At 61.2% G+C, this 17827-nt stretch carries 11 protein-coding genes; 8 read left to right on the forward strand and 3 right to left on the reverse strand.

Annotation, left to right across the window (positions count from 1 at the left end):
- Positions 1-76 precede the first annotated feature (76 nt).
- Complete coding sequence (locus tag AWB69_RS05165; protein ID WP_031363642.1) at positions 77-280, reverse strand: cold-shock protein; 204 nt, start codon at positions 278-280, stop codon at positions 77-79.
- 266 nt (positions 281-546) lie between these two features.
- On the opposite strand from AWB69_RS05165, the gene AWB69_RS05170 reads away from it, so the two are divergent.
- From AWB69_RS05170 to AWB69_RS05190, 5 genes are all read left to right on the forward strand, one after another.
- On the forward strand, positions 547-1317 hold the full coding sequence (locus AWB69_RS05170; RefSeq protein ID WP_062082839.1) for an SDR family oxidoreductase: 771 nt from the start codon (positions 547-549) through the stop codon (positions 1315-1317).
- 52 nt (positions 1318-1369) lie between these two features.
- Positions 1370-2689: an MFS transporter gene (locus AWB69_RS05175; protein ID WP_062082841.1), complete on the forward strand. Its 1320-nt coding sequence runs from the start codon at positions 1370-1372 to the stop codon at positions 2687-2689.
- A 52-nt stretch (positions 2690-2741) separates the two neighbouring features.
- A complete protein-coding gene (locus AWB69_RS05180) occupies positions 2742-3572 on the forward strand; it encodes an IclR family transcriptional regulator (protein ID WP_062082977.1) in 831 nt (276 codons plus the stop codon).
- A gap of 258 nt (positions 3573-3830) precedes the next feature.
- On the forward strand, positions 3831-4796 hold the full coding sequence (locus AWB69_RS05185; RefSeq protein ID WP_062082979.1) for a glycosyltransferase family 2 protein: 966 nt from the start codon (positions 3831-3833) through the stop codon (positions 4794-4796).
- A gap of 299 nt (positions 4797-5095) precedes the next feature.
- On the forward strand, positions 5096-8032 hold the full coding sequence (locus AWB69_RS05190) for a patatin-like phospholipase family protein (RefSeq protein WP_062082844.1): 2937 nt from the start codon (positions 5096-5098) through the stop codon (positions 8030-8032).
- Between the two features lie 54 nt (positions 8033-8086).
- On the opposite strand, the gene AWB69_RS05195 is transcribed toward AWB69_RS05190, so the two are convergent.
- The gene (locus AWB69_RS05195; protein ID WP_062082981.1) at positions 8087-9289 is read right to left on the reverse strand and encodes an acyl-CoA dehydrogenase family protein; all 1203 of its coding nucleotides are present in this window, start codon (positions 9287-9289) and stop codon (positions 8087-8089) included.
- A 261-nt stretch (positions 9290-9550) separates the two neighbouring features.
- On the opposite strand from AWB69_RS05195, the gene AWB69_RS05200 reads away from it, so the two are divergent.
- From AWB69_RS05200 to AWB69_RS05210, 3 genes are all read left to right on the forward strand, one after another.
- Positions 9551-10729: an acyltransferase family protein gene (locus tag AWB69_RS05200; RefSeq protein WP_062082847.1), complete on the forward strand. Its 1179-nt coding sequence runs from the start codon at positions 9551-9553 to the stop codon at positions 10727-10729.
- Between the two features lie 204 nt (positions 10730-10933).
- A complete protein-coding gene (locus AWB69_RS05205) occupies positions 10934-12184 on the forward strand; it encodes a metal-dependent hydrolase family protein (RefSeq protein WP_062082849.1) in 1251 nt (416 codons plus the stop codon).
- Between the two features lie 46 nt (positions 12185-12230).
- Complete coding sequence (locus AWB69_RS05210) at positions 12231-13610, forward strand: MFS transporter (protein ID WP_062082851.1); 1380 nt, start codon at positions 12231-12233, stop codon at positions 13608-13610.
- Between the two features lie 27 nt (positions 13611-13637).
- Here the strand turns inward: AWB69_RS05210 and AWB69_RS05215 are convergent, their stop codons facing one another.
- The gene (locus tag AWB69_RS05215) at positions 13638-17819 is read right to left on the reverse strand and encodes a bifunctional nitrate reductase/sulfite reductase flavoprotein subunit alpha (RefSeq protein ID WP_062082854.1); all 4182 of its coding nucleotides are present in this window, start codon (positions 17817-17819) and stop codon (positions 13638-13640) included.
- Between the last annotated feature and the right edge of the window lie 8 nt (positions 17820-17827).

Consider the following 17827-nt stretch of genomic DNA (forward strand, 5'->3'; position numbering starts at 1 on the left):
CGCGCTTCGCACGACGCAGACCAGCATGTACTGGCCGGCGGATTCAAAAACAATTCGAAGGGGACCCGGAGGGGTTTCAGGCAGGCTGGATGTTCGACGCCTGCTTGCCCTTCGGGCCCTGGCCAATATCGAAACTCACCTTCTGGTTCTCGAGCAGTGACTTGAAACCTTCAGTCTTGATCTCCGAGAAATGGGCGAACAACTCTTCGCTGCCGTCATCGGGGGTGATGAAACCAAAACCCTTTGCATCGCTGAACCACTTTACTCGTCCGGTCGGCATGGCCGTCTCCTTGCTGGAAAAAGGGGAACGGTATCACGCGCGACCGTTTTCGCTCGCGCGGCTTTTTTGCCCGCCCGCCGGCGGAACGCCAATCCCTGCCGTCGGCCCGGGCGGAAAACCCCTCCGGAAGCCCGTGCGCATGCTTCTCAGCGTTTATCTCAGCGTTTACCTTTACTTATAAAAAATCTTTTCATATGTGAAAATTTAGCGTGAAACCCATGCGGGGAACCGCATCGAAAGGACCCACAACCGAACAAGGAGCATCAATGGTCAAGCGTGTCGAAGGCAAAAACATCGTGGTGACGGCTGCCGGAAAAGGCATTGGACGGGCTTCCGCACTGATGCTGGCGGCCGAAGGTGCTCACGTCTGGGCAACCGATATCGACGAAAGCGCACTCGCCGAACTCGCCCGCGAGGCAGGCGCCGGCTCTACCTTGCGCACTGCACGGCTGAACGTGCTGGATTCCGCCGATGTCGACGCGTTCGCCGCGACCACCGGCCCGCTCGACGTGCTGTTCAACTGCGCCGGTTACGTCCACGACGGCAACATCCTCAAGTGCGCGGACAAGGACTGGGATTTCAGCTTCGACCTGAACGTCAAGGCCATGTACCGGACCATTCGCGCATTCCTCCCCGCGATGATCGAGGCAGGCAAAGGGGCATCGATCATTAACATGGCCTCGGCGGCGTCAAGCGTGAAAGGCGTGCCAAACCGCTTTGTTTATGGCGCCTCGAAGGCGGCCGTGATCGGTTTGACGAAGTCCGTCGCGGCGGATTTCGTCGGCCAGGCCATCCGTTGCAACGCGATTTGCCCCGGCACGATCGAATCGCCGTCGCTGCGTGGACGGATCGCGAGCCAGGCGGCGGCGTCGCATCTCGACGAAGAACAGGTCCGTGCCGCGTTCGTCGCGCGTCAGCCTATTGGCCGTGTCGGGCGCGCGGAAGAAGTCGCGGCGCTGGTGACTTACCTTGCTTCCGACGAATCCGCGTTCACCACCGGCGCGATCCACATGATCGACGGCGGCTGGTCGAACTGATCCTGATTGATTCGTATAGCTTGAGAATATAAAAACACAAGAGGAGACCTCCATGTCAGGATCGATTCCGCTCGCGGCGAGCCCGGAAGCCGCCGCGCTTGAAGAAAATGCGTATCGAAAGGCGGTGTGGCGGATCGTACCGTTGCTGATCGTCTGCTTCATCTTCGCTTACTTCGATCGCGTCAACATCAGCTTCGCCAAGCTGCAGATGCAGGGTGACCTGGGCCTCTCCAACGCCGCGTACGGCTTTGGCGCCAGCATCTTCTTCGTGGGCTATTTCATCTTCGAAATCCCCAGCAACCTGATCCTGAGCCGGGTCGGCGCGCGCGTCTGGATCGCACGCATCATGATCTCGTGGGGCATTGCCTCGGCCGCGATGATGTTCGTCACATCGGAGACGTGGTTCTACGTGCTGCGCTTCGTGATTGGCGCGACAGAAGCGGGTTTCCTGCCTGGCATCATCCTGTACTTCACATACTGGTTTCCTGCCAAGCGGCGAGCACGTATCAATGCGCTTTTCATGACGTCGATCTCCATCTCGGGCGTGATCGGCGGTCCCTTGTCGGGCTTCATCATGACGCGCTTCGCCGGTCTCGGCGGGTTGGCGGGCTGGCAGTGGCTGTTCCTGCTCGAAGGTTTGCCGACCGCCCTGCTCGGCCTGCTGGTGCTCGCCATTCTCGACGACCGCATTGCCAGCGCGAAATGGCTCAGCGCTGAAGAGAAGGCCGTGCTGCAAGCCAACCTGGATCGCGAGGATCATGGCACGTCGCATAAATTCATCGACGCCATGCGCCAGCCCGGCACGCTGCTGCTCTCGCTGATCTATCTTTTCATGCTGATGGGACTCTATGGGCTGACGTTCTGGATGCCGCAACTGATCAAGAACACCGGCATCACCAGCCCGATGACCATCGGCCTGCTCACCGCCATTCCGTATGCCGCGGCGGGCATCGGCATGGTGGCGCTGGGCAGGAGTTCGGACCGGCGCGGCGAACGGCGCTGGCACCTCGGGCTGGCGGTCGGCGTGGGCGGTATCGGTTATATGCTGAGCGCGTATTTCGCCCATGACACCACGCTTGCCATGATCTCACTCGTGATTGCGGCGGTGGGTGCGATCGGTTGCCTGCCGGTGTTCTGGACCTTGCCGCCTGCGTTCCTGAGCGGCACGGCAGCGGCCGGCGGCATCGCGTTGATCAACTCGATCGGCAACCTGGGCGGCATCATCAGCCCGTATCTGGTCGGCAAGGTGGTCGATATCACCGGCGTGCCCTCCGGCGGCTTGTACGCCATTGCGGCGGTCCTGATCCTGGCGGCCCTGCTGATTCTCTTCGGCTTGCCCGAGCGCATTGCCAACCGCGATCAAGCGCTTTGACTGCCTCGCCCGGCTTGATGACAACGCGCTCTTTTTCGCTCACTACATTGCCATGAATACAGTTCTGAAACCCTCCAGGAACGCGTCCGGCGAGAACGCCGACAGCCCGCGCTACACGGCCCCCGCCCTCGAAAAAGGACTCGATATTCTCGACGTGCTCGTGGACACGGCCGAGGGTTACACGCTCAACGAACTATCGGTGAAACTCGGCCGCACCGTGAGCGAAATCTTTCGCATGGTCGTGACGCTCGAGCGCCGCGGTTATGTACAGGGTGATCACAACGACCGTTACACGCTGACGCTCAGGCTCTTCGAGATGGCGCACCGGCAACAGCCCATCCGGTCGCTGACCGCCATGGCGCTGCCGCTGTTGCGCGATCTCGCGAATACGACGCGGCAGTCGTGCCATTTATCGATCTACAACAGCGGCCGCGTAGCGGTCATCGCGCAAGTCGATAGTCCCGAGCGATGGTCCTTCGGCTTGAAAGTCGGCGCGGTGATGGGCCTCACCGATACCTCGTCAGGCCACGTGCTGCTCGCGTTTCGCGACGTTGCCGAACGGGAGCGGATGCTCGCCGCGCATACGCGCGTGGAAGGCGAGAACGACGTGGAGCCGGCGGTCCTGCTTGCGTTGCTCGACGAGATTCGCGCGACCGGGCATGAGATCGTGCCCAGCCGGCAGATGCGCGGGGTGACCAACATGGCCTTTCCCGTGATTGGAAGCAGTGGCGACGCCATTGCCGCGGTCAACGTGCCGTACCTCGAGCGTATTGATAAAAAGATCAATCCCGAGTTCGACGAGGTTTGCAGGATGGTCGGCGAGATGGCCGGCCGCTTGTCCGCGCTCATGGGGTTCAGCGGTTACAACCTCGAAGGCGAATAGATCCTTTTTGCCTTGGGCACGAGCGCTTGAATGCCCCCGCATCCGAGCGCTCATTCTTAAGCGTTTGCGTGGAAAAAAATTAAAAATAAATCGATCTGGTTTTATCGCCATTTAATCGCGTTGACGAAATAAATGCGCAACCGTATAAAACCAACAACGCCACCCTTACGCAGTCTTTCAATAATCCGACGCCACTATTCGCGGTCTAACCCGAATATGCCCGGTCGATCCAACCATTCAGCCTACGGTGAAGACATCATGCGACAGACCAAGATCTCTATTTGCCTGCCAACGTGCAATCGCCCCGAACTGCTGATGGCATCGCTCACCTCGTGTCTTGCCCAAACTCACGCGAACATTGAAATAGTCATTGGCGACGATTCCAGCGATACCCGTACGCGCAACCTGATCGATACAACGTATTTGCACGAAACGCGCATCTCTTATGTCAAGAATGAACCGCCGCTTGGGCAGGCAGACAATATCGCCAGTCTTTTCGAGCGGGCGACGGGCGATAAAATCCTGCTTATCCACGATGACGATGCGCTCAAACCCGACTGTATAGAACGCCTGCTGTCCGTCTGGAACCTTCACCCGGACCTGGAAATCGCATTCGGCGACCAATATCAAATGGACGATACCGGGCGCGTGGATATGGAAGCCAGCCGTAAGCTCAATACGGATTACCACCGCACGGAAGCCGTGACCGGCCTGCAAGACAATCCGGGGCGCACCGGCCTGATCCAGATGATGCCGAACAACGGTTGGCTCGCCAACGCGGATCTGGTCAAGAAAATCAGTTACCGGAAGCAGTACGGCATTGGCTGCGAATTCGTGTTCGGCGCGCAGATCTGCATTGCAGCCACGAAGGTGTATTACCTCAAGGAATACGTGTCGTTTTATCGGAAGACCGATGTCTCGATGTCCAAGACCACGGCACGCTCCACCACCGCTGCGGCCGTATTGGCGTACGACTTTCTCAAGTCGCTCAAGCTGGACAGCAGCCTTGAGTCTGCGCGCGAGCTGGCGCTCAAGCGGATCGTGCCCATTGTCGTGTCGGTGTACGCACGCAACCATCAACCCATGCAGGGCCTCAGCATCGCGCTTGCGCATCTGTATGCGTACAACTACGGGCTCAGCAAACGCCTCTACTTCCACCTGATGCTGATCCTCAAGGGATTCGCCAGCACGGGAAGCTACAAAAGCAGCACGCAGAACGGCTGAAGCAGGACAGCTTCCTTCAGATTCAAGCCCGGGCTCATCGTGCGCCCGGGCTTGAATCCCTATCGCCCGGCTTCACCATCCCCCTCGCTATTCCCCCGATCCCGATCAACGCACTTCTGCGTCATCGCGAAACCGCCCACACGTAAAACACTTTGCAGTACATTCGTCAGGCGCCGCAATGACGGAAACAGCAGAACACAGCCCGGGCATTGTTCTGACAATTAGGCGTGACGAACACCGAATGCACATCCAAGCACTAAGAGCGTCCGACTCACGAAAGTTTTTCGGGAAAATCCGCCATGCTGAATCTCATCGCCTGTTTGTTCGGACGCCGTGTGCCCGCAAAACGCCGTTCCTTGCTTCCAGCGGCGCCCCCCGCCGCCAACGCCGAAGACCATAGCTCCTCCACGTTGCCACCGGACTTCATCGGCATCGAGATTGCACAAGCGCGGCGTCATAGGCAGGCGGTCGGGCTCGACCCGCTGCCTGACGAGCATTCCGGCAACCTGCACGATGCCGCCGGCATACCCGGCCTCGCCATCTCGGGTGGCGGTATTCGCAGCGCGGTATTTTCACTCGGCGTCCTGCAGGCCATGGCGGATCAGCAAGTGCTGAAACACTTCAGCTATGTATCGACGGTATCGGGCGGAAGCTACATCGGCGCGTTCTATGGCAGCCTTTTTGTTCCCGATACCTTGCGCACCGGCGGCACGCAAACACCGCCAGGCGAGTTCAAGACAAAAGCGCAAAAGGCTGCCGATACGCTGGGTCCAAAGGCATCCGCCAGCAAGCCCACCTCAGTCACGCCCATTGCGTACCTGCGCGATAACTGCAACTACCTCGTGCCGAACGGCATGAGCGATGTGCTGCAATCCATTGCCTTCTCGCTGCGAAACTGGTTCGCGTTGCAATATGTCATAGGGGTGTCGCTGCTGACCATCCTGCTCTGGATCAGTCTCGCGAATTACACGATCTTTCACTTCGCCAGCTTCGCCGATCATTGGCACCCGCTGCTCAAATCGGTTCCCGGCCTGCTGGCGCTGGCGGTTTCCATCCTGCTCATTTCACCGTTGAGCCGTGCATACTGGCTCACGCAAAATCTCGCTCAGGGAACACATCCGATCTACAAGGTATTGCCTGCCGCCTCGCTGGTGCTGGTGACCCTGATCGCCCTGGTCAGCGTGGAGATCAATCGGCCAGGGACCATCATGCCGGTGCATTCCTCGGCGGCCGCATCGGCCGGCCGGGCTTATTCGTTTATCGGCGTCGGCGCATGGTTCGTGATCCTTACCGAAATCCTTGCTGTCGTAGCGTTCGCTATTGCATGGAGCTTCGTGAACCGTAACGCGTCGCCGGGAACGTCGGGCATGGCATGGCGCGCCGGTCCGAGAGCTACGCCCGCGTCCCGCCTCGATAGCCGCGCATTTGCGGACCGCCTGCGCAACGCATTGACGAACGCGTACACCACGCCGCTTCGCTTCGGCCGCCATCGCTTCTTTTCCGGTCCGATCCAGGTCATGATCTGGGCAGCCGCCATCGCCGCCATTGATGCGATCGGGCAGATAGGCTACGCATGCGCGCCCGTCTTCGCTCACCATTTTTTCGGCTCGGGCACTGCTTCGCAAGCGTGCGCGTTCGCGACGTCGAGCGAGGCCGCAACTGCAACTGCAACCGCAACCGCAACCACTACCGCTACCGCCGATGGTTCATTCGTGCCTGCTTCGCTTGGCGTGCTGGCAAGTTCCGGTGCGGCGATCTGGGCGGCGGCCAAGTTCCTTTTGTCCCAGGGCAGCACCGTCACGGACCGGCTGATGAAAGTACCGCGGATCGTGCTTGCCTCGGTCGCCGCCATACTCGCCGCATTGCTCACGCTGACGTTCTGGTCAATCGCCGCCCGCGCCGTCGCTGCCGCATTGAAGCACTATGCAGACAAGTCCGCGCTTCTCGACCGGCTCCCGAGCGCCTTGCAGGATGCCAATCACAACGGCCTGCTGTTCCTTGGGGCCACCTGCTGCGTCATACTGATCCTCGCGATCATTGATGGCCTCTGCATCCAGTTTCTCAATCTCTCGACCTACCAGCGCTTTTACAGCACGCGTCTCACGCGTGCGTTCATTGGCGCGACCAATAGCGTACGGCTCGATCAGGCGAACCGCCGCGACGTCACGTCGCTCGTTCCCGGCGACAGCATTGCGATGGGCCAGTATTACCACGGCCTGAGTTGCGCGCCGGTGCATCTGATCAACACCACGGTCAACAAGACCATCGACTGGAATTCGTCGCTGGTGCAGCGTGGTGCGCGCGGCATGATCATGAGCATCGGGCCGGCGGGCATGACCGTTGGCGCAAAACTCGGCGTGCTGCAATGCGAATGGAATCGCGCGAACGACATCTCCACGCCCGCTTCGCACATCCTGTCCGGCCACCCGACACCGGGCATCTGGCTCGAGTCAATGATGCTGGGCGACTGGATCGCGATCTCGGGCGCGGCGGTGAGCACCGGACTTGGACAAATGACGCGTCCGGGTTATTCGCTGTTGCTGGGCATTGCCAACATTCGCCTTGGGTACTGGTGGGACACGTACTCCGCGCCGCTTCGCCAAAGCACAACGAGCAACCCGCGTGCACGCGTACCGATTCCGGACAACAAAGATCCCAAGCACCCTTTTCGCGAGAAGGTGTTCGGTACGCAGTTCTGCCTGACCAGCGAACTGCTCGGACAGTTCGACGGACCGCGAGGCCGGCGCTGGTATCTGACGGACGGCGGTCACTTCGAGAATACCGGCGCATACGAATTGCTGCGCCGCCAGATGGCGTTCATCGTCATACTCGACAACGGTTGCGATCCGACCTACGAGTTTGACGATCTGGCTAACCTGACGCGGCGGGTTCGCGTCGACTTCGGTATCGAAATTTATGAATCATCGTGCAAGATCACTTCGCCCGATGGCTTGCGGCTGAACCCACGCATGATTGCGAAATCGTTCGATGAATTTGCGAAAGACCCGGACTATCTCGCGATTCGCCTGATGGTTGCGTTTCCGGACGGGCGCACCGGCCAGATCCTCGCGATCAAACCGCGCCTGAGCGCGGCAGCCCCTCATGACGTCCGTCAATACAAGAACACAAGTCCCGATTTCCCGCACGAAACAACCGCTAACCAGTTCTTCGACGACGTTCAATGGGAATCGCATCGCGCGCTCGGGTACTCGCAAGCGCGCGCGTTGTTCGGCTAGGTGGGATGGATTGCGACTGATCGGTCGCGAGCCTGGACAGGTTTTCAGTGCCGGCTAGCCGCCGTCAAGCGCCGAAAGCGTGTCGCGTTTGATCTTCTTCGCGATCGACCACTTGTGGACTTCAGTGGGGCCGTCGTAGATACGAAACGCGCGAATCTCGCGGAACACTTGCTCGACCACCGTGTCGCGCGATACGCCGGTGCCGCCCATGACCTGCACGCAGCGGTCAGCCACGCGGAACAGCGCGTCGGCCACCGCAACCTTTGCCATTGAACTTTCGGATGTACCTAGCGAACCGCCATCGAGTACGGCTGCGCACCAGTCGATCATCAGTTCCGCCTGCTGCAGGTCAATCAGGTTTTCCGCGAGCATGAACCCCACGCCTTCGTGATCGATCAGCAACTTGCCGAATGCGCGGCGCGTGCAGGCGTATTGTGTCGCGATCTCATGCGCGCGCGTGGTCGCGCCATGCCAGCGCATGCAATGCGACAGCCGCGCGGGCGACAGCCTGATCTGCGCATACTTGAACCCTTCGTGCGCTTCGCCCAGCACCTGGCTGTCCGGCACGCGCAACCCGTTGATACGCACCACCGCGTGACCGCCTGGCATTGAACTGTCGATAGTGTCGAGGATTCGCTCGAGATGAATAGCGGGATGCGGCAGGTCGACAAGAAACATGGTCGCCCTGACCTTGTCATCCCCGTCTTCGCCGGTGTTGCTGCGCGCCATCACAATGCCGACCGATGCCCCCTCAGCACCGGTAATGAAGGCCTTCGTGCCTTCGATGACCCAGTGCTCGCCGTCGCATCTGGCCGTGGTCTGCAACATGGAAGGATCGGAGCCCGCACCGCCGTCGGATGCGGGTTCGGTCATGAAGAAAGCCGAACGTGCATTACCCGCTACGAGCGGCGCAAGAAATCGTTCCTTCTGAACGGCAGTGCCGATCTTGCCGATCAGGTACATATTGCCTTCGTCCGGCGCGGCGGTATTTATCGCAACGGGCCCAAGCGGCGACAAGCCTGAGCGCTTCAGGACGGTTGCGGTTTCAAGCTGTGTGAGATGGTCCCCTCCGTCCAGGATATGCGGCGTAAGGACGCCCGCAGCCCGCGCCTTGCCGCGCAATTCCCGCACCAGTTCTTCGCTCGGGCCATGACTGCCGCAACGCGGATCGCGTTCATAAGGGATTACCACGGTGCGCACAAAATCTTCCACCCGCCGGGCGATTTCGCTCGCGCGCTCTGTTTGTACAACGTCCATGCTGCTCATGCAGGTCTCCTTTGATCGATAGATAGCGAGCCGCCGGACCGGCAACCAATGCAACTCATGCAGCGGTCGAATTGTCTGAAGACAATCATAGCCTTGTTCGAGCGCTCGCTCGCTACACGCCTTCATGGCATTGAATGCCGCCAAAGTAACGGCGTGGTCCGCCAATTGCATTTTGCGAGTGCTCGCGGACATTGATTCCGCCTACGCGGTGATACGCTGCCCAAGCGATAAAACAGCAGAACGGGAGGCACAGTGCGCGCGCCGATAGACCAGTCTGGCGGTTCCCTGCCCGCGTTGACCAGCGTCCGCTTCCTTGCTGCCATCACGGTAGTTGTTTCGCATTACTCAGAACTGGGTCTGCTTCGCCTCCCGTCGCAGGTCTTCGATTTCGTCGATGGCGGTCGTCCCGCCGTTTCCCTGTTCTTCGTTCTGTCCGGATTTATCCTCACCTTTACTTACCGCGATCAACTGCCGGTCAAGGGCCCTCGGCCCTTCTATCAGGCGCGGTTTGCACGTATCTATCCCGGCATCTTGCTTGGCCTGGCGTTGTGCGTGCCGACCACGCTGTACCTGCTCGGCGGCAACGATCCGTCGTTGCTCGCGCAATGGTATGCGCTCAAGAATCACGTGTACCTGTCATTGGGCGTGAGTCTGGTCTGCCAGTTGTTATTGCTGAATGCGTGGTTCCCGTTTGCTGCCGTGAACCAGCCCTGGAACGGACCGTCCGACAGCGTTTCGTGTGAAGCGTTTTTCTATCTGATGTTTCCGCTCATGCTGCGAAAAATGATGTCCATGCGCCTGGCGTGGCTGACATTTGCTTGCATCGGCTTCTTCCTGATGCAGGGACTCTGGATCGTGTTCCTGCAAACTTTCCTGCCGTTGTCGCGCAGCGGCTTTCTTGTCGTCGGCCTGCCGTTGAGCCGTCTCTTCGAATTCGTCGCAGGCATCTATGCCGCCATCCTGTTCCACCAACTGCGCGAACACGGCGTGAGCCGACATGCACTAGGAATCAAGCTCGTCAGCAGCGCGTTGATCGCCCTGACGGTCCTTGGCCTATGGCGGCCAGTTTCCCCCGCGTTCTACTTCGCCTCACCATGGTTCGCCGCGTTGATCCTGGGACTCGCACTGCTCGAGCGCCCGGTGATCAACGTGCTGAATCGACGGACCTTCATCAGACTGGGTGAGGCAAGTTATTCGCTGTACCTGATTCACGTGCCGATTGCCTATCTCGCGTATATAGCGGGATTCAGGCAATCGAATGGCTGGATCGCGATGGTGTTCGCCGTCGTGGCGAGCCTGCTGATCTTCCGGTTTTACGAAGAACCCCTGCGCAAGCGGATCCGGACAGGATTCTCGCGCATTGCAAGGCCAGTCGATAAAACGGACCGCATGAGTGCTGCATTCGCCGCGCCAACTTCCAAAGAAAACTAGGCGAGACCCCGCATCGCGCAGAGCTTGTTGATGACGGAGTCCCTGCCGCTTGCCTCCGCTCTTTTCCTTATGCAATTAATGACACGCTAGCGTGCTCGCCCGAGCGCGGCGTATAGTTTGCTGCACATGCAGTCCAAGCTCACGCTGGCGCGTCCACTCCTGCAGTCCGCGCCCCCCGGATTCCACCTTCCCAGGAGAGTCGCGATGACGTCGGTGTTGTTTCGCAACGGTGCGCTGCTGGACCCATTGCAGCCAGAACTCATTCCCGGCCATGAGGTGCTGGTCGAAGACGGGCAAATCAAGGAAGTCTCCGACCGGCCGATCAAATCCGCCAGTGCCCGTGTGATCGATTTGAAAGGCAAGACGGTGATGCCCGGCCTGATCGATCTCCACGTGCATGTCATCGCCGTCGAATTCAACCTCCCCCGTGTGATGACCTTGCCCAACGTGCTCGTCACGCTGCGCGCCGTGCCGTTGATGCGCGCGATGCTGCGGCGAGGGTTCACCACTATCCGCGACGCCGGCGGCGCAGGGTACCCGTTCAAGCAGGCCGTGGAGGCCGGACTGGCGGAGGGCCCCCGCATGTTCGTCTCCGGCCGAGCGCTGAGCCAGACCGGCGGTCACGGCGACATGCGCACGCGCAGCGACTACATGCCACCGGACGCACCCTGCGGCTGCTGTGTCCGCGTAGGCGCCCTCACGCGGGTAGCGGACGGCGTGGACGAGGTGCGCCGCGCCGCGCGCGAGGAACTCCAGATGGGCGCCGACCAGATCAAGATCATGGCGTCGGGCGGCGTGGCCTCGCCGACCGACCCCGTCGGTGCATGGGGATACTCCGAGGACGAGATCCGCGCGATCGTAGCCGAGGCGCGCGGCCGTCAGAACTACGTGCTGGCCCACGCCTACACACCGGACGCCATCGCACGCGCGGTGCGCTGCGGCGTGCGCACGATCGAGCATGGCAATCTCATCGACAACACCACCGCCCGCCTGGTTGCAGAACACAATGCCTTCGTGGTCCCCACGCTGGTGACCTACGAAGCGCTCGCCAGCGAGGGCGGCAAATACGGCCTGCCCGAAGCGAGCCTCGCGAAGGTCGCCGACGTGCATGAAGCTGGCCTCAGGTCCCTCGAGATCATGAAACACGCGGGCGTGCGCATGGGCTTCGGCACGGATCTGCTCGGCGAATCGCAGCGCCTGCAAAGCGATGAATTCCGGCTGCTGGCCGAGGTTTTATCGCCGGCTGAAGCCATCGCAAGCTCAACGATAACCGGCGCCGACGTGCTCGGCATGACCGACAAGCTCGGGCGCCTCGTGCCGGGCGCGTTCGCCGATCTGCTGGTCGTGGACGGCAATCCGCTGCGATCCATAGACTGCCTGCTCGGTCAGGGCGAACACATTCCGTTGGTGATGAAAGGCGGCCATATCCATTTCGACGAACTCGAGCACGCTTAAACACCCAGCCGAATCCGTTCACTCCTGCCAGCGAGGTGCGTTACCCATGTCGACGATTTCCGCCCGTATCGAACGCATGCCGTTTTCGTCCTTTCATCGACGGCTGCTGCTGATGGGCGGTCTCGGTTACACCTTCGACGCAATGGACGCCGCCGTGCTCGCGTTCCTGCTGCCGGTGCTGCGCACGCAATGGTCTCTCAGCAGCGTGCAAACGGGCGTGCTCGGCAGCGGCACGTTCATCGGCTATTTCCTGGGTGCGATGCTCGCGGGCATTCTCGGCGATCTGATCGGCCGGCGCCGCGTCATGATGGTCGCACTGGTGATCTACTGCGTCGCGTCGCTGGCCAGCGCAACCGCCCACGACTGGCCGTTTTTTCTCGCGACACGCATTGTGGCCGGACTCGGCACGGGTGCGGAAAGCGCGATCGTTGCACCGTTCCTGTCGGAGTTTGTCGCACGGCGGTATCGCGGTTCATTCACGGGCAGTCTGGCCGGCTTCTTCTCTTTTGGCTTCGTGGCGGCTGCGCTGCTCGGCTATTTCGTGATCCCGCTGGCCCCGAACGCATGGCGCGTGGTCATGGTGATCACCGCGCTGCCGATCGTGATGTTGCTCTGGTGGCGGCGCGCGTTGCCCGAATCGCCGCGCTGGCTGGTCGCGCGCGGGCGGCACGCCGAGGCCGAGGCGATCGTCGCGAAGGCGGAAGCCGAGTTGATGGCCGCAGGCGTGAAACTCGAACCCCTGCCGGAAACCGATGCTGCAGCCGCGGCGGAGGTTCCCATTGCAGCCGAACGCGCTTCGGTGCTCGCGAATGTGAAGGCGCTCTGGTCACGCAAGCTCGCGCGCATCACCGCCATGACGTGGCTCATGTGGTTGTCGATCACCTTCAGTTATTACGCTTTTTTCACCTGGATTCCGAGTCTGCTTGTGCAGAACGGCATGACGATCACACGCAGCTTCTCGTACTCGCTCGTGATCTACCTTGCGCAGATACCGGGCTATTTCTCAGGCGCGTGGCTCAATGAGAAGATCGGCCGGCAGGCGACCATTGCGTCGTACATGGTGCTGGGAGGGGTCTCCGCACTAGGCCTCGCGCTCACGGGCAGCGACGCGGGCATCATGTTGTCCGGCGTGCTGCTGTCGTTCTTCATGAACGGCACGTACGCGGGTGTCTATGCGTACACGCCCGAAGTTTTTCCAACCGATGTCCGCGCGACCGGGACGGGCCTGGCGTCATCCATCGGCCGGCTAGGCGCGATCGCCGCCCCTATCCTGGTCGGATATGTGTATCCGTTGCTGGGTTTTCCAGGCGTGTTTGGCGCAACCACGTTCGTGCTGCTGGTCGGTGCGGCAGCGGTGGTGCTGATGGGCGTGCCAACGCGTGGGCGCTCGCTTGAAGACATAGCCGCGCAGCAGTTGCGCGGTTAACGAAATCGCGGGGCTTTCACGCGAAACTCAATACACGTCCCGTACATAACGCTTGTCCCCTACCATCTCACTGACGTATTCCTGAGCCTTGTCGTCGCTCATGCCCGAGTGCCGGGCAACGACAGACTTGAGCGCTGCGTCGACATCGCGGGCCATGCGGCTTGCGTCGCCGCAGACGTAGAAATGCGCGCCGGCCTCAAGCCACGCCCATAGTTCCGCGCCATGCTCACGCATGCGATCCTGCACATAGATCTTGTCGGCCTGGTCGCGCGAGAAGGCAAGATCAAGACGGTTCAGCAGACCCTTGCGGCGCATGTCGTCAAGTTCATCGCCGTAGTAATAGTCCGTGGCCGCATGCTGCTCGCCGAAAAACAGCCAGTTGCGGCCGGTGTCGCCTCGCGCGAGGCGTTCATGCAGGAAGCCTCTGAAGGGGGCAACGCCCGTGCCGGGGCCGACCATGATCATGGGTGCATCGCCGCTATGGGGAAGACGAAAATGCGCCGATTTCTGGATGTACACCGGCACGCTGACATCCACCGCACGATCGGCGAGAAAGGTCGAGGACACGCCCTTGCGTTGACGCCGGCCATTGTTATACCGAACCGCCGACACGGTCAGATGTATCTCGTCAGGATGTGCCTTCGGACTCGATGCGATCGAGTACAAACGCGGCTGCATACGCTTGAGCATGCCAACGAGTTCCCGCGCTGAAAGCTCCACCGGGAATTCATGCAGTACGTCAGCGAGTTGCTGGCCCCACAGCCATTTCTTCAGGTCCGGCTTGCTGTCCTCGCGCAGCAGCCTGCTTAATGGACTGTCCGCACTCCCTGCACCGTTGCGCGTCCGGGCCGCGATGAACGCCAGCGCGTCGTGATTCGGGCGGGCAATCTCGTAGTGCTTGCCCAGCGCATCGGCCAGCCGCATCTCGCCCACGCCCGCCACGTTGACAGCCGTATCCGCCTTGAGACCGCTCAGGCCGATCAGTTCATCGACCAGTTCGGGGCAGTTGCTCGGCCAGACGCCGAGCGCATCGCCAACTTCGTAATCAAGCCCCGCGCCGGCCGTGGCCAGCGAGAAATAGCGCGTGTCTTTCGTCGCGCCATGTTTGTTGAGCCGCAGATTCTTCACCAGCCGCGACGCCGCTGGGTGGGACTTCGAGGGCACCGTGCCGGGCAGCACGGCCGGAATCATTCCGTCGGCCGGGACCGCATGCAGCGCCGCATCCTCTTCCTTGATTCGCGCGACAATCCGCTCGAGCCACGCGTCGGCAGCGGGCTGGTACTCGGCATCGCAATCGACACGCTCCAGCAAACGGATCGCTCCGCGTTCGAGCAAACGGGCATCGAGCTTGCGGCCGTGACCGCAGAACGCGTCGTAGTTGCGATCGCCGAAGGCCAGCACGGCGTAGCGCACGCCATCCAGACGCGGGGCGTTATCCGCACTGATCCCGGTCCAGAAACCCTGGCCGTTGTCGGGAGCATCGCCGTCGCCGAACGTGCTGGTCATCAGCAAGACATACTGTGCCTTTGCCAGGTCGGAGACCGCGTAGTCAGCCATGCATGTGGTCCGTATCTCGAAGCCGGACTCCATCAATTGCGTTGCGTATCGTTCGGTCAAAGATTCGATATTTCCCGTCTGCGACGCCCACAGCAAAACCACTTTCGGCCGCGCCCGCGCAATCCGGACGGAGGACTCGGCGGCAGTCGCAACCGTCGGCGGAGACACTTCCACGCGGCTGAAGAGGCCCGCGAGAACGCCATCGAGCCAGAGCCGCGTAGCGAGGCCCACGGGTGCGCCAAGCGGCAACGTTGGAACGCCGCCCGCTGCCCGGCCCTGGATCGAGCGCAGGCCGCTCATGAAACCGGCGACGTAGGTGCGTTCAGTCTCGCTGAGTTCGGGGGGCGGCGTTTCCGGAATCCCGAGCAGCGTGGCAAGGGCATCGATGCGGGACATGTCCAGTTCCTGGGTCGTACGGGCGTGGTCGGCGGCAACAGGCTCGGTGTGCTCCGGGTTGGCCGTATCGTCACGCGTTTCGGGATTCGGCGCGTCCGCTTTGGGCGCCACGCGGCTGAGCGCAACGGCGCAGAACTTGAATTCCGGCTGTTGCGAGATTGGATCGATCGCATCATTCGTCACAGCGTTGATGCAGAGCTCTTCGCCAAAGACATCGTTCCAATGCATGGGGGCAAAACAGTTGCCGGCACGAACGCGGTCGGTGACGATCGCCGGCAAGACAGCGCGCCCGCGGCGCGAGCGAATCTCGACTGCGTCCTTCGCCTTGATACCCAGCGACGCGGCATCTTCAGGATGGATCTCCACGAACGGAGCAGGGTTCAGCTTGTTCAGCATGGGCACCTTGCCGGTCTTGGTCATGGTGTGCCACTGATGCTGCAAGCGTCCCGTATTCAGCACGATGGGCCGTTCACTGTCCGGCATTTCCGCGGGCGACACATGCGGACGAGCGAAGAAGACGGCCTTGCCGCTTGATGTGGGAAAGGCCAGGCGCGGACGGCTGCCGTCCGGCATTTGCCTGAGCGTCTGACTCACGCCGTTGTTGATGTAACGAACCGGATTGCGATCAGCCGCAGCGTCCGGCGCGCAAGGCCATTGCAACGGCGTTTCGCGCAGGCGTTCGTGACTCGCGCCGCGCAAGTCGTAGCCCGTCTTGAGATTCGTAGCCCGCGTGATCTCCGCGAATACCTCTTGCGCCGAGGCATAACTGAACGCGCCGGCGAAACCCATTTCACCTGCCACGCGCGCGATGATCTGCCAGTCCGGCAGCGCGGCGCCCGGCGGGCCGATCGCTTTCTGCATGAGCGTCATGTTGCGCTCGGAGTTGATCATCACCCCTTCGGCCTCGGCCCACAGCGCACCGGGCAGAAGGACATCGGCGTAGCGATTGGTTTCGGTATCGAGGAACGCGTCCTGTGCAATGACCAGTTCCGCGGCCTGCAAACCCGCGATCACAGTCTGCCGGTTCGCCACGCTTGCAACCGGATTGGTGCAGATGATCCAGCAGGCCTTGATCTCGCCCGTCACCATGCGCGAAAACATATCCACCGTGCCTTGCCCGAGCGTTGTCTTGAGCGTCCCCGCCGGAACAACCCACAGGTCTTCTATAAAAGCCCTGTCCTCCTCCACCAGCACCGAGCGCTGCCCCGGCAATCCGGGCCCCATGTAACCCATCTCGCGCCCGCCCATCGCATTGGGTTGGCCGGTGAGCGAGAACGGGCCGCTGCCGGGACGGCATATCTTGCCGGTCGCGAGATGCAGGTTGCAGATGGCGTTGGTGTTCCAGGTGCCATGCGTGCTCTGGTTGAGGCCCATGGTCCAGCAGCTCATCCATTCGGGCGCCTCACCTATCCATTGCGCCGCGCGGCGAATATCTGCTTCGGGGATACCGGTGATCCCGGCCACCTTGTCCGGCGAATAGTCTTCCAGAAAGGCGGGCATTGCGTCCCAACCCTCGGTGGACCCGGCGATGAAATCAGCATCGGTATGACCGTTCTGATGCAGCAGATACAGCAGGCCATTGAGCAACGCGAGATCGGTGCCCGGCTTTATCTGCATGAAGAGACTGGCTTTGTCGGCGGTTGCGTTGCGACGCGGGTCAACCACGATCAGCTTCGCCCCGGCTTTCACGCGATCCATCAAACGCAGGAACAGGATCGGATGGCAGTCGGCCATGTTCGCGCCGATCACGAAAAACAGGTTGGCCCGGTCGATGTCTTCGTACGAACCCGGCGGCCCGTCGGCACCCAACGAGAGTTTGTAGCCGCTGCCGGCACTCGCCATGCAGAGCCGCGAATTGGACTCGATATTGTTGGTGCCGACAAACCCTTTCGCGAGCTTGTTGACGAGGTATTGCGCCTCGATCGACATCTGGCCTGACACATAGAACGAGAGCGCGTCCGGGCCATGCTCGTCAAGCAGGCCGCGCAGACGGCGAGCGGTATCCGAAATTGCCTGCGCCATGGGCAGCGGGATCGGGTCCTGATCCCGCTCACGGCGAATGAAAGCGCACTCCAGACGGCCCGACTTGCGCAAGACCACATGGGCCGACGAGCCCTTCGTACAGAGGCGTCCGAAGTTCGCCGGATGCTCCTTGTCCCCGGAGACCTTGACCACCTCGCCCTTCTCGACGTGCAGCACCATGCCGCAGCCAACGCCGCAGTAAGGGCACACGGTTTTTACGCTGCCGGACATCATGACCGATG

It is taken from the genome of Caballeronia udeis (assembly GCF_001544555.2).
In the GTDB taxonomy this organism is placed as follows: domain Bacteria; phylum Pseudomonadota; class Gammaproteobacteria; order Burkholderiales; family Burkholderiaceae; genus Caballeronia; species Caballeronia udeis.

Coding starts and splice junctions, on each gene's coding strand:
- AWB69_RS05180 (WP_062082977.1), top strand. CDS start 2,742: ATGAATACAGTTCTGAAACCCTCCAGGAACGCGTCCGGCGAGAACGCC.
- AWB69_RS05215 (WP_062082854.1), bottom strand. CDS start 17,819: ATGATGTCCGGCAGCGTAAAAACCGTGTGCCCTTACTGCGGCGTTGGC.
- AWB69_RS05185 (WP_062082979.1), top strand. CDS start 3,831: ATGCGACAGACCAAGATCTCTATTTGCCTGCCAACGTGCAATCGCCCC.
- AWB69_RS05170 (WP_062082839.1), top strand. CDS start 547: ATGGTCAAGCGTGTCGAAGGCAAAAACATCGTGGTGACGGCTGCCGGA.
- AWB69_RS05165 (WP_031363642.1), bottom strand. CDS start 280: ATGCCGACCGGACGAGTAAAGTGGTTCAGCGATGCAAAGGGTTTTGGT.
- AWB69_RS05175 (WP_062082841.1), top strand. CDS start 1,370: ATGTCAGGATCGATTCCGCTCGCGGCGAGCCCGGAAGCCGCCGCGCTT.
- AWB69_RS05205 (WP_062082849.1), top strand. CDS start 10,934: ATGACGTCGGTGTTGTTTCGCAACGGTGCGCTGCTGGACCCATTGCAG.
- AWB69_RS05210 (WP_062082851.1), top strand. CDS start 12,231: ATGTCGACGATTTCCGCCCGTATCGAACGCATGCCGTTTTCGTCCTTT.
- AWB69_RS05190 (WP_062082844.1), top strand. CDS start 5,096: ATGCTGAATCTCATCGCCTGTTTGTTCGGACGCCGTGTGCCCGCAAAA.
- AWB69_RS05195 (WP_062082981.1), bottom strand. CDS start 9,289: ATGGACGTTGTACAAACAGAGCGCGCGAGCGAAATCGCCCGGCGGGTG.